Source organism: Lactococcus petauri (assembly GCF_002154895.1).
In the GTDB taxonomy this organism is placed as follows: domain Bacteria; phylum Bacillota; class Bacilli; order Lactobacillales; family Streptococcaceae; genus Lactococcus; species Lactococcus petauri.
In genome coordinates this window covers 221280-233404 of sequence record NZ_MUIZ01000002.1, presented here as the reverse complement: position 1 = coordinate 233404, position 12125 = coordinate 221280, and the positions used below count along the sequence as shown (strand labels likewise).

12 protein-coding genes are annotated in these 12125 nt (G+C 38.0%); 3 read left to right on the top strand and 9 right to left on the bottom strand.

The annotated features are described in order from the left end of the window. The first annotated feature begins 108 nt into the window (after positions 1-108). Positions 109-639 (top strand): HdeD family acid-resistance protein, encoded by a 531-nt coding sequence (locus BZZ03_RS03800; protein ID WP_014024733.1) that lies wholly within the window; start codon positions 109-111, stop codon positions 637-639. Positions 640-687: 48 nt separating this feature from the next. Here BZZ03_RS03800 and BZZ03_RS03795 read toward each other — a convergent pair whose 3' ends face one another. The 3 genes from BZZ03_RS03795 to BZZ03_RS03785 form a co-directional block, all read right to left on the bottom strand. Further along, entirely contained in the window at positions 688-1854 is a 1167-nt protein-coding gene (locus BZZ03_RS03795; protein ID WP_017369318.1) for an MFS transporter, read from the bottom strand. A 201-nt stretch (positions 1855-2055) separates the two neighbouring features. After that, positions 2056-4317, bottom strand: coding sequence for a bifunctional glutamate--cysteine ligase GshA/glutathione synthetase GshB (gene gshAB / locus BZZ03_RS03790; protein ID WP_086582558.1), 2262 nt, complete (start codon positions 4315-4317; stop codon positions 2056-2058). A gap of 109 nt (positions 4318-4426) precedes the next feature. Continuing rightward, positions 4427-4873, bottom strand: coding sequence for an SACOL1771 family peroxiredoxin (locus BZZ03_RS03785; RefSeq protein ID WP_086582557.1), 447 nt, complete (start codon positions 4871-4873; stop codon positions 4427-4429). Positions 4874-5013: 140 nt separating this feature from the next. Here BZZ03_RS03785 and BZZ03_RS03780 point away from each other — a divergent pair, with 140 nt between their 5' ends. Together BZZ03_RS03780 and BZZ03_RS03775 are read left to right on the top strand one after the other, a co-directional pair. Beyond that, positions 5014-5862, top strand: coding sequence for a transporter substrate-binding domain-containing protein (locus BZZ03_RS03780; RefSeq protein WP_086582556.1), 849 nt, complete (start codon positions 5014-5016; stop codon positions 5860-5862). Continuing rightward, a complete protein-coding gene (locus BZZ03_RS03775; RefSeq protein WP_086582555.1) occupies positions 5849-7324 on the top strand; it encodes an amidase family protein in 1476 nt (491 codons plus the stop codon). The genes BZZ03_RS03780 and BZZ03_RS03775 overlap by 14 nt, the downstream gene beginning before the upstream one ends. 35 nt (positions 7325-7359) lie before the next feature. On the opposite strand, the gene BZZ03_RS03770 is transcribed toward BZZ03_RS03775, so the two are convergent. The 6 genes from BZZ03_RS03770 to BZZ03_RS03740 all read right to left on the bottom strand — a co-directional run bounded on the left by BZZ03_RS03770 (position 7360) and on the right by BZZ03_RS03740 (position 12076). After that, a complete protein-coding gene (locus tag BZZ03_RS03770; protein ID WP_019292323.1) occupies positions 7360-7779 on the bottom strand; it encodes an N-acetyltransferase in 420 nt (139 codons plus the stop codon). 103 nt (positions 7780-7882) lie between these two features. After that, positions 7883-8458, bottom strand: a complete 576-nt coding sequence (locus BZZ03_RS03765) for a TMEM175 family protein (RefSeq protein ID WP_019293474.1) — start codon at positions 8456-8458, stop codon at positions 7883-7885. A 44-nt stretch (positions 8459-8502) separates the two neighbouring features. Next, complete coding sequence (locus tag BZZ03_RS12380) at positions 8503-8700, bottom strand: hypothetical protein (protein WP_019292325.1); 198 nt, start codon at positions 8698-8700, stop codon at positions 8503-8505. Between the two features lie 1030 nt (positions 8701-9730). Beyond that, complete coding sequence (locus BZZ03_RS03750; RefSeq protein WP_233128951.1) at positions 9731-10624, bottom strand: BadF/BadG/BcrA/BcrD ATPase family protein; 894 nt, start codon at positions 10622-10624, stop codon at positions 9731-9733. A gap of 9 nt (positions 10625-10633) precedes the next feature. Then, positions 10634-11722, bottom strand: a complete 1089-nt coding sequence (locus BZZ03_RS03745) for a DUF871 domain-containing protein (protein ID WP_086582553.1) — start codon at positions 11720-11722, stop codon at positions 10634-10636. A gap of 18 nt (positions 11723-11740) precedes the next feature. Continuing rightward, positions 11741-12076 (bottom strand): hypothetical protein, encoded by a 336-nt coding sequence (locus BZZ03_RS03740; protein WP_086582552.1) that lies wholly within the window; start codon positions 12074-12076, stop codon positions 11741-11743. Positions 12077-12125: the final 49 nt, after the last annotated feature.

Below are 12125 nucleotides of genomic sequence, written 5' to 3'. Positions count from 1 at the left end.
AATGTCCTTTTTCAGAATGTCAATTATAATAACTAGGCAAATATATTATGGGCACTTCTCTCCAAAATAAGTTATAATTAAATTATCAGAAAAGAAAGGGGTATAAATATGTTTTCTGAAAACTTTTCGAAAAAATTACGTAACAACGTCGGAATTAATGGTCTTATTTCCACACTTATTGGATTACTCATTTTGTTTTGGCCTGGACGTACAGCACAAGTTGGAACAGTTTTGATTGGGATTTCCTTCATTTTAATTGGGGTTTCTTATCTTGTTTCTATCTTTGCCTTGATGAATGAAAATCCGTGGTCACGCTTTGGACATCTTCTTTTAGGTACGGTTTACTTGGTTGCGGGGATTTTCTCTTTAATTAACTTGGCAGCTGCAACAGCTACCTTGTTTATCATCATTGGTATTTTAGTTGGATTCACATGGATTACTGAAGGCTTTGTTTCCTTTGGGTTTGTTCCATATTCTCCATCTAAACCTTGGACAATTCTTTCAGGACTTCTCAGTGTCGTTGCGGGCTTCATGCTCTTGCTCACACCCTTATGGGGTGCAATGGCACTTTGGACACTTCTCGGTGTTGTTGTTCTTATCTTAGGAATTTTCAAATTGATTCGTTACTTTACTTGGTAATCTTTGCAAGTGCCAAATAAAAAAGGGTTCTTCGTAAAGAACTCTTTTTTAATTTTTCATTTTTTTCGATTTACGGTTCATAAGCATTGACAATACACCGGTACCAAACAAGATAATCGCAGAGATATAGTAAGGGAAGAAATGATTGATATCAAACATTACTCCTGCAGCCAATGGACCTAAAATATTACCAAAACTTGTAAAGGTTGAATTCAATCCATTGATTGCTCCTTGTTGGTCTCCTGCGTGTTTTGACAAGTAAGTTGTTACTGCCGGTCTAAATAAATCAAAGGCGAGGAAGACAACAAATGTAGAAATAGCAACAGTGATGCGATTACCTGTGAAAGCAATAATAGCAATAAAGAGCGCACTTGCAAAGAAGGTCAAATGAATCAAATGCATTTCACCAATCTTTCCAACAATCCAGTCGAACAGGAAGAGTTGGAAGAAAAGGGCGATAATACCACTTACTGTAATTACTAAAGCAATTTCACTTGTAGTAAAGCCAAAATTGATTGTCGCCATGATGCTATAAATTGATTCGAAGGCTTGCAGACCAAACGAAGAAATTAAAATAACGACAAAAAGCGATGTGAACATTGGATTTTTGAGGATATCCAAGAAAGATGCTTTTGGTGTGTCAGGATTAATATCCATTGTTTTTTCTGGCTCTTTTAACACAGTCATACTCAAAATAAATCCGATGAAAGCTAATAGTGCAGCCACAAAAAAAGGAACCCTTATACCAAAAGTCGCTAAAAATCCTCCGACACCAGGACCAATGATAAATCCTCCACTGATTGCTGCTGAAACTTTACCCATGGCTTTGGCACGTTCGCCTAATGTTGTCAAATCTGCCACATATGCTGTAACAGAAGGCATCAATAAAGCTGCTGCAATGCCTCCCAAAGCGCGAGACACGTAAAAAAGAGCTTTTACTTGTGCTAAACCAAATAAAAGTTCAGAAAAGGCGAAAATAATCATACCCAAAGCAATGAGCTTTTTTCGTCCAACCTTATCCGATAAATGCCCAGCGATTGGAGAGGCAATCAATTGGGCAATAGCAAAAATCGAAATCATCATTCCCATTGTTGTTCCTGAAAAATGCATTTGCTCTTTCAGTTGTGGCAAAACAGGAATAACGAGACCTACACCTAAGAACACAAGCAATAAGTTTGAAATTGCTAGGTTAATCATCCATTGTTTGTTTTTCATAACTATACCCCGATACCCGATAAAAAGACAGATTCAAAAATTTGAAACCGCCTTTTTATCCTATTTTATTTGTTAAGTCTATTCTATCATATTCTGCACAAAAATAAAAAAGTATAAATTTATTATCAATTTTTTCATATCAAATGTTCATAAATACCGTACAATAAATAAAATCCCTCACGAGTAGAGGAATTTTATTTATTAGGCAAAAATTTCTGGAAAAAGGAATTGCAAAACGTCCATAGTTACCCGACGACCTTTCCCTTTCAACGGATAGAGATGGAAAAGCATAGCAGGATTAAAGTTAGCTTCAATTATACTGTACTTTTCACCCAAGCTATCATTGAGATCTTCGATCAGTATATCCACTCCAGTGATCTTGACTTGCAAAGCTTCAGCAGCTTTTTCAGCAATGTTCTTATAGATTTCAGGCATCTCATCCGTGACATCGATAGAGTCTCCGCCTGTCGATACATTAGAATTTTCTCGGAGGTTTACCTTTACGTCTTTTCCAGGGATACTCTGTTCCGTATAACCTTGGACGTTCAGCATAAGTTTTTCGGTGGCAGTAATCTGGATTTTTTCCAAGGGGAAACGATGATCGTGGCCACGTAGAGGGTTCTCATTTTTCTGTGCGACCAGTTGGCTGAGCGTGGATACTCCATCACCAATAACATGTGCGGCATCCCGGCGAAGGACTGCCCTTGTCTTGCCATCCAGCACAAAGAAACGGTATTCGGTACCAGAAACAAATCGTTCAACAAGAACTTCTTTATCTTCTCGGAACGCAATTTCTAGAGCTTTATAAAACTGTTCTTGTGTCGCTGGTTTTTTAAAGATAGAAATTCCTATGCCATAATTCGTTGATTTAGGCTTGACAACAATTGCGGCCGATTCGAAAAGTGGAAAGGCAGCCTGTGCAGTTGCTAAATTGCTAAATTCTTGCCCTTGCGGAGTTTTTAAATGTGCCCGACTGAGCAGCTTTTTCGTGACCACTTTATTTTCCATAATGGCATAAGCGACCATGGAATCTTTCGAAGTCATATTTCCTTTTTCGATAATTTCTGTATGAGATTTATAACTTAAAGCAATCATCTGGTCTTGTGCATCTAAAATTTCAACTTTTAAGCCTTTTTGAATAGCATCAAAAAGCAAGTTTTGCGTCGAAAGTTCAAGATGTGTAAAGCCTGCCAATTGAAAAGGACGTTTATAGGATTGCTGATGGTATTTGCGAGACAAGTCCAAAGCAAAAGCTTTGTCTTGACGATAAGCCAGCTCCATCTGTCCAGCAATTGTGGTTTCTGGTTTTTCCAGCATTTGAGCAAACTTATCAATCAGCGTCAAATCATCTTGGGCAAACTCTAAGTTCTGGGCAAACCTGCGCATCTGATCGAAAAAGAGCTTGCCTTCATTATAATAAGCTGTTTTTTCTAAAGGATTTTCTAAAGCTACAACATCATTTATTGTATAACCTAATCTTTGTGCTTCATCTGGCGTCTCTTCTTCCTCTTTATATATCAGATAAAGGCTAAAAAGGTGGATAAATCGAGCAGTATCTTCATCCAACCCGACTCGCACAAAAGGATTCAAGTCAAAATTGCGAAACTCGACATACTGAACGCCCACGTCCAGCAACTCTTCCGCCCGCTTTCCACCACGTAAACGAACAGCAGAATAAAACTCCTTCATCTCAGAGAGTGCACCCTTTTTGACGTAAGTTTGCAAGTCATCATAATACTGTTCAAGACTCTGATAGCTTACGAAAATATCAGGCGTGTTCCGATAGCCAAATTTAGAATTTCTAATAGAACGTACAGGTTCCTGTATTTTTTCATTTCTATCAGTAAAAAATCCAGCATTGACACGTGGCGAAGCTCCTAAACAATATGTAATAATCCACATATAGCGCAAATATTGTCGTGAGAGCTTCATATAAATTTCAGATTTGAAAGCTTTAAAATCTGTCGCTCGTTGTTGCTTCCACATCGCTTCTAGCAAATCCTCACCAAACTCAAAGTTGTAGTGAATACCAGAAACCATTTGCTTTCTTTTGCCATATTTTTCTGCTAAACCTTCACGGTAAAGGACATCTTCTTTTTTTTCTAGATTGGCAAGACGGATATTTGATTCATTTTCCGGCAAAGCGGGTGGCATGGATTGGGCCCAGAGGAGCTCATCTTGTTCAAGAGAGCGAATCATCACGTCATGAAGAGCCTCCATAAATTGTAGCGCCTGCTTTGGCTCTTCAAAAACTGGAGTAATGGCTTCCATTTGTGTTTCTGAAAAGTCAGTTTGAAGATAAGGATGAAAGCTCCGCGAACCAAGTGCTACCGGATGGTTTAAGTGGCTTATGTTTCCTGATGAATCCACACGGTGACCTTCTCTTTCTAAGCCAAACCGCGCTTGAAAAAGATAAGGTTTTACTTGTGAGCTTGAGAGTATTTTAGGATAAGCAATCGTCATTTTTATTTCCAGATTTCTATTTTTTCTCGAATTGAATTTTTTGAAACTTTTACTGCTATTATATCATGTTAATACTTACCCTCCACCAAAATAAAAATGGAATATCTGCTTAACTTGCTTTTTCCTTTTCTAGATGGATGTTAGCTTCGATTGCAACATTACCTTGCACGGCTCTCGAAATCATGCAAGAAGTTTCGGCATATTGAGCAAGGCGATAAGTCTTGTCGTAATCTGTTTTTTCATCAATTTTCAAATAAAGGTCATGGACAATTTTTTCATAAGTAAAAACTCCTTTTTCAACACTAACTGTTGCTTCAGATTCAACTTTAAAATCAAGTACTGCAATCTCATTGCGTTCAAGTAAAGCTGCCAGTGTAATCGTATAACAAGTACTTGCAGCTCCCAAGAGCATTTCGTCTGGATTCGTCCCCACACCTGGACCATCCATCACAGATGGAATCGAAATTTTCTCTTGCAAAGCGCCTGTTTCTAGCTTTCCGATAGCATTACGTCCACCGGGCCAATTAATTTGCGATGTAAAGATATGTTTTGCCATTTTTATCTCCTTTATCCTATTCTTTTGTTCTTTTTGATCATACCAAAAATTTCCAAACATAAAAAGCTTCTGAATTTTTAAAATTTGCTAAAATAAAAATATACAGAAAGGAAGGGTTTGCAAAAACCCATTATATATAAATGAATAAAAAATTAGTTTTAGGTCTAGCCTTATTTTCTCTCACTTCTTTTGGGGTTTTGACCGCTTGCAGCAAAAAAGAAAGCGTTAAGCCTGAGCCAAAGGAAATTATCGTGGCCACAAATGCTAACTCAAAACCTAATACTTATATGGAGGACAATAAGTTAACAGGTTATGATGTGGAACTTGCACGCGCTGTTTTCAAAGAACTTCCTGAATACAAATTAAAATTCCAAGTCATTGATTTTAATTCTGTACTGTCTGGAATTGATAATGGACGTTTTCAAATGGCTGCAAATGCTCTTTCTTGGACACCTGAACGTGCAGAAAAATACAATTACTCACTGCCTCTATCCAAGTCAGCAACATCGGTAGCAGTTAAACCTGAGTTACAAGTCAAATCTTTGAATGACTTAGCCGGTAAAACCACCGAAGTCTTATCTGGTGTTCAAGTCGCAACAATGCTGGAAAACTGGAACAAGGAAAATCCTGACAAAGCAATGAATTTAAAATATATGGACGCCAGCTATCCATTAGCTTCTTATGTTGCTGATGTTGACTCAGGAAAAAGTGACTTTGTGATTTACGATCAAATTTCCCTCACACAAATCATCCAGCAACATGCTTATAATTTAAAAGTCGAACCAATTGATTTAGGCGAGACAGATAAACATACAGGATTTAGCTATTTCATTTTTGGTAAGGAAAAAGAAGACAAAGACCTACAACAGAAAGTCGATAAAGCCTTGGTAAAACTTCAAGAAAATGGAACGATGAAAAAACTTTCTGAAAAATACCTCGGTGGCGATTTTACTCCTAGAGAGGAAGATATGAAAGATGAGAAAGATTAAAGACGCTACATATTGGGCAGAAAAAATCCGTGCTGGTCAAATCAGTGCTACTGAATTACTCCAAAACACTCAAAAAAAACTGGAAAAAATCAATCCGCAATACAATGCCGTCGTTGCCTATGACTTGCATCAGGCTCAAGCTGATTTATCAAAAACAGAAAACGGTTATTTCGCAGGTCTTCCCTTTCCACTAAAGATGCTGGGGCAAGATCATGCAGGACTTCCGTCAACTTCGAGTTCAAAACTTTTTGAAGACAATATGGCCCATTCAGACGATAACTTTGTCAAAGCTGCTCTTAAAGCTGGCTTAACGCCTTTCGGACAAACAAATTCTCCTGAATTTGGTTTTAAAAATATTACAGACTCAGCTCTTTATGGCGACACACGTAATGTTTGGAATACAGCTTATTACTCTGGTGGCTCTTCAGGTGGAGCTGCTTCCGCTGTAGCTTCTGGGATTTTCCCTATGGCTGGCGCCTCTGATGGTGGTGGCTCCATACGTATTCCTGCTTCTTTTTCAGGTCTTATTGGTTTGAAAATGACACGAGGTCTTATGCCACAGGGCCCAGGAAACTACCGAGGTTGGCAAGGTGCAGCAACTACTGGAGCTTTAACTATTTCTGTACGTGATACAGCAAGTTTTGTGGCCGAAATGCAACTTAAACAAGAAGCTGATCCTTATCAAACAGAGTTATTAGATAAGAAGGCACTGCATCATCTCACAGAACCAAACAAAGCTTTAAACATTGCTTATTCCTTTGAATCACCGGTATCGGGAATAATGCTTTCGGAGACCTCTAAGGCCGCTCTTCAAAAAGCCGTAGACTTTCTAAAAGCTCAAGGTCATCAACTAACTGAGGTTTCTTTTCCTTTCGATGCTCGCTCTTTGATTCAGACATATTATCAAATGAATGCTGCTGAAACATATGCTATGCTTAAACCTTGGGAAATTGCTAATGACCGCAAGATAATTAACAGTGATGTAGAGCCACTAACTTATGCCTTGTTAGAAGCTGGTCGTAATGCGGATGCTGCTTCTTATGTTCAAGCTTTAAATAAGTGGGATAGCGCATGTGCCACATTGGATGAAGAAATTTTTAAAAATTTTGACCTCTTCTTAACGCCGACTACAGCCAAAACAGCCCCCAAAGTGGACGAAGAACTCATCCATCCTAACATTACGGAAAAAATGAAACACATGGAGTTATACGACTTTTCTGAACAAATCTCAACCATAGAACAAGCGTTCGAAAACTCCTTGGCTTTCACGCCTTACAACTTTATCAGTAATCTCACAGGACAACCTGCCTTGTCACTTCCAATTTACTTGGAGGAAGAAACACATTTACCACAAGGTGTTCAACTTTGGGGCCAGAAAAACTCGGAAGTATTGATGCTAAGTCTCGCTTTACAATTTGAAAATAATGACCAGTTCATCTTACCTGAGTTTTATAACAATTGAGTAAAAATCAAAAAAGAACCAAAATATGGTTCTTTTTAGTTCCAAGTCATCAAAAACTCTTTTTCATTATTATCTTCATCTAAGCCTTCAGCCACTATTTTAAAGCCTTCCCTTTGGTAGAAACGAAGAGCACCTTCATTTTTCTGGTAAACTTTTAAAGAGAGCGTTTGACTTGAAGCTTTAATATGCTGTAAAAGTGATTTGCCAATACCTTTAGACTGCTTGCTATTACTCACAAAAATGCCTGCAATATATTGGTCAATCAAACCGACAAAAGCAATGATTTTTTGGTTTTCTTCGTAAACATATATTTCAGCATCTTTCATGGCTTCTTCAACAGCTGCAGCTTGCTTCAGCCAGTACTCACGCTTGATGAACCGATGATTAGCAATATTAACTCTCAGCCAAAGCTCTACAACTTTTTGCAGGTCTTCAGCCTTCATTTTTCTGATCATGCTTCTTCTCCTCTCACTTCATCTTAACACAATTTATGTTTCTTACAACAAAATAAAAGTGACCAAACACTGTGTTGAGCCACTTTTTTTGACAATAGATTGTTTAATTTTTATTGACATAATTTTCAATCTGCTTATCTGGAATTACCCACGGAATCATACTCAAGATCGTTGCCACTAATGAAATCTGAGCTACAGGCAGTAAAACGGTCAGTAAAATTCCGACCATTAAAATGAGGATGGAGAAACCGCCTTTCCAAACCCAATGCATGTCCTTTAGTTTATAATTTCTCGATTTAAAAATTTCGTAGCTTAAGATATTGAAAATAATATCAATAAATAAGTTATTTACAGCATAAACAATCTCAGGCGTTTTTGAACCTGAAAATTCAGACAGCCAGTTTGTGGTAAAGGGAATGAAACTCATAAAAAATAAGAGCACGACATTCCACCACAGAATTCTTCCTGAAACACGTTCAGCCAGATGGAAAAGGTGATGATGGTTATTCCAATAGATGGCTAACAAGTAAAAACTTGCAAGATAGGTTAAGAAAATAAATCCCATATCAAATAAGTCTGTCCAATTTGGACCTTTAGGAATGCGCAGGTTTAAAACCATAACAGTAATTAAGATGGCGACAATTCCATCTGTAAATGCAGATAAACGTCCACTTGTCATTTTGTTTCTCCATGTATTATTATCGCCAAGCAGGCGGGAATTTATTATTTGCTCAATTCAAAATAAAGCGCAGCAATATTTCCTTCAAATTCGCGGTTTTGACCATCAATTTCGAGTTCTAATACTTTAGCTGAATCTTCTAAAGCAGGAATTTCACGATTTTGGAGGAGAACAAATTCTTCTACGTTAGCGAATTCTTTACTTTCTTGACGGCCGTTAAGATGTTGTACTTTAATTTTCATGATTTTCTTCTTTCTTTTTTTAAAATGAACACCTTGCTTTTGATAATAGCGCAAGAGTTCTTGACGTTTTGCTTCATAACGTGGCGGTAAAGCTAAATCGCTTCCCAAATCTTGAACTGATTCATCCAGAGTAAAGCCTGGAGTTAGGGTCGCAAACTCAATCCTTACACCGCCTGGCTCTTTAAGATATACCGATCGAAAATAACCACGATCCGCATATAATTCTCTCTCATAACCTAAGCTTAGCGCTTTTTCCCATATATTATCGAGCGCTTTACTGTTAGGAACTGCAAAAGCGATATGGTCAATTGACCCTCTCCCCCAGACTCGTTTGCCTTCTTTAGATGTTGCGGGAAGAAGCGTAATACCTCCCTCACTCCCCAGTATCTCTTGGAAAAAGATCCTTGTCTGCTCAAGATTTGAGCTGTAAAGACGACTGCCCCAGAGTCCTGTGATTTGGAAAGCTGCAGGTACATCTGACAGCACATTGATGTGGGCATCTTGATTTTGCTCTTCTACTTCGATAAACTCAAGTAAAATCTTGTCAAAATCAAGAACCTGTAAAGTATTGTCTGTGTGTTGATATTCTAAGCCAAACTTCTTAAAACGTTGCGCCCAGTATTCAGTAGAATCCTTAGGAATTTTGAATTGGATACTGGACAAATAGTCACTCCCATCTTGCCGTTCTACATCAAAGCGTTGATCCGGAAAAAAAGTCACTACAGTTCCAAGAGTCCCCATAAAGTCACCGTAATACACATGTCGCATATAGATATTACCTTGATTAATAGAGTTTTTCACCAAACGCAAGCCTAAAATATTAACATAAAAATCAAAATTCTGCTCAAAGTCAGCTGTAAGTAGAGATATATGATGTAGTTCCATATGCCCGCCTCCTATGTTTACAATTGTAAACCTATCTTTTTGATATGTCAAGAATAAATGTTGAGAAGAACGTATAATAAAAACACTTGAGAATATTGCTCAAGTGTTTTTTTAAAATCACAAAGAATATTGCGAAAAATTCTTTTTATAATTCAGCCAAAGCCAGGGAAAATGCACCTTGGGTTGAGGATACTTCTTCAGTTATGATAGAGGCTGTTGGTACAAATTTCTTTACTTCTTGTATAAATGTTGTCTGCACTTGAGGTATTTTCAAAAGGACAGAGCCCTTTAAAGCAATGCCAATGGCTTGGGGCCGATCTAATTTGTTATAGTTATCAATTGTTATCTGTGCCAAAAACTGTCCTGCTTCTCTCAGAATATTTTGAGCTGAAATGCTGTCCTTATTTGCTTCGGCAACAATAATCGGTGTCAGTGCTGCAAGTTCTTTCTTAGGTGCGCCGTAGACAAATCGTTTTATTGCGAATGAATCAGGAAGGTTAAGATAATGGAGAATCGCATTTGAAAGTTGGGATAAAGGTTTCCCGTGGTCTTCGTCGTTTGCCATCTTTTCAATAGCCTGAAGAGCAATCCAATATCCAGAGCCACGATCGGCTCCGATCAGATGCCCCCAACCACCAGTCATTACTTGCTTTTCTCCTTTGTGACCAAAACTGACAGCACCTGTCCCTGCGATTGTCAAAATACCATCACCCTTAGGGAAATAGGCCGCATGTGCGATATGTGCATCAGTCTCTATCCGGATAGGAACCCCAAAGGAGGATAAAGCTTGCTGAAGCTCTGCGTTATATTTTCCTGAACCTATTCCAGCCACACCTAAAGAAAGGGCAACTAACTCCGCATCAGGTAATACATTCAAGCACCTTTTGATGGCTTGCTGAATATGATGACAAGCTGCTGTAAAATCAATCAATACATTTCCATAGGAAGAATATGCCTGTGCTAAAGAATTTCCATCTCTATCGTAAGCTACAGCTTCTGTTTTTGTTCCACCAGCATCCACGCCAATAATAATCTTCATATCTTTCAATTATCCTTTAACTTGAAATTGAAAGTTTTCCCAAGCTTGTAAATAATCCAAAAGAAAGATTTCTTCTTCCCGGATTCGGGCAACTACATTTGTTTTACCTGAATTTTTCATGTCCTTAAGTGCTATGTTCAGCTCTCCTTTATATTGACCATATGTTTCGTTCTCAATAATAATGTCACCCCGTCTAATATCACGTGTATTTCCTTTAGGGAAGGCTTCAGACTTGTATTTTACCCGTGATTGCGTGGAGCGAATCATATATTCAGAAATATCACCACGGTAAAAATGCGGCTCTTCTTCTACAATCACACGCTCTAACTCTGTAATTGCTTCGTCAAGCTCAATACCAAAAGTCATCATCTGACGGTTGAGAGCAGCAAGCTTTTGTATCTCCGCTTCTGAAGCATAAGCATTGCCAATAATAATATCGTCAATCAACCCTGTAGCTGATAAATGCTGTGCTTGAACTTCGATGGGCAAATCACGGTGCATCTCCAGAGTTGCTAAACCTTCCATAACTGGCCAGGGACCATAAGTTGCATCGTGAGAATTAACAAAAGCTGCCGTCTGAATGTAGTTTTCCTTATACATTTTTGAGCATTTGACAAAGAACTCATAAGAAAGCCCCGAGAAACGCTTGGGATAAAAATTATGACAGCCGACTAAAAGGTCGCGATTGGGTACATGACTTAAAATATTTTCCATATACTTTGTCGCATTGGACATATTGATCTCGATTTTGAGCCCATAGGGATTGTAAGTCATCAAGGCTTCTTCTTGACCTGTAAAACCTACATCTAAACGTATCCCATGCGCACCCATCTCCGCAAAAAAAGATAAATCATCATATGAGATTCCCAACTCATCAAAAATACGTGGTGCAATATCAACCGTCACTTCAAAATTTTTGCTTCTGGCATAGCTTATCGTTTCCTTAAAATTCTGTAAAATTTCTTCCTTTTCGCCATTGACGGACAATAAACAGGTAAAGATACGGCTAAAGCCATATTTATGAGCAAGGTCAATATAAGCCTTGTCTTGTTCAAGTGTACTATGTTCTGGATAGATCGAGATTCCTAATCGTTTCATATGTTCTTCCTTTTAAAATTAATTCAAACTGTTCACTTCGTGAATATCTTTGCTGTCATATGTATTTATATTTTTCTTATTATAGATGGTCATAGCCCGTTCAATCGCATGTCGTGTCATTTCAAAGAAAACCATTGCTGCGAATACCGCAAAAATGATAAGAGGGATTTTTAGTAGCACAAGGAAACTTGGGAGCAGTAAAATACCAATTGTCAGAGCAAGCATGCTCATAATTCCCCAAAACCAACGGCTTCGCAAATATTTATTTTTAAAGTTTTCTGCTTTGATAGAGAAATGGCGCGCGCGAAGGATAACAATTACTGTAGCGATAAAAAAGAGAATCGAATATAACATAAGTCTATACACTTTCTATATGTGAACTTTTATTTAAATAATGAGCGCT

Coding starts and splice junctions, on each gene's coding strand:
- BZZ03_RS03800 (WP_014024733.1), top strand. CDS start 109: ATGTTTTCTGAAAACTTTTCGAAAAAATTACGTAACAACGTCGGAATT.
- BZZ03_RS03795 (WP_017369318.1), bottom strand. CDS start 1,854: ATGAAAAACAAACAATGGATGATTAACCTAGCAATTTCAAACTTATTG.
- gshAB (WP_086582558.1), bottom strand. CDS start 4,317: ATGACGATTGCTTATCCTAAAATACTCTCAAGCTCACAAGTAAAACCT.
- BZZ03_RS03785 (WP_086582557.1), bottom strand. CDS start 4,873: ATGGCAAAACATATCTTTACATCGCAAATTAATTGGCCCGGTGGACGT.
- BZZ03_RS03780 (WP_086582556.1), top strand. CDS start 5,014: ATGAATAAAAAATTAGTTTTAGGTCTAGCCTTATTTTCTCTCACTTCT.
- BZZ03_RS03775 (WP_086582555.1), top strand. CDS start 5,849: ATGAGAAAGATTAAAGACGCTACATATTGGGCAGAAAAAATCCGTGCT.
- BZZ03_RS03770 (WP_019292323.1), bottom strand. CDS start 7,779: ATGATCAGAAAAATGAAGGCTGAAGACCTGCAAAAAGTTGTAGAGCTT.
- BZZ03_RS03765 (WP_019293474.1), bottom strand. CDS start 8,458: ATGACAAGTGGACGTTTATCTGCATTTACAGATGGAATTGTCGCCATC.
- BZZ03_RS12380 (WP_019292325.1), bottom strand. CDS start 8,700: ATGAAAATTAAAGTACAACATCTTAACGGCCGTCAAGAAAGTAAAGAA.
- BZZ03_RS03750 (WP_233128951.1), bottom strand. CDS start 10,624: ATGAAGATTATTATTGGCGTGGATGCTGGTGGAACAAAAACAGAAGCT.
- BZZ03_RS03745 (WP_086582553.1), bottom strand. CDS start 11,722: ATGAAACGATTAGGAATCTCGATCTATCCAGAACATAGTACACTTGAA.
- BZZ03_RS03740 (WP_086582552.1), bottom strand. CDS start 12,076: ATGTTATATTCGATTCTCTTTTTTATCGCTACAGTAATTGTTATCCTT.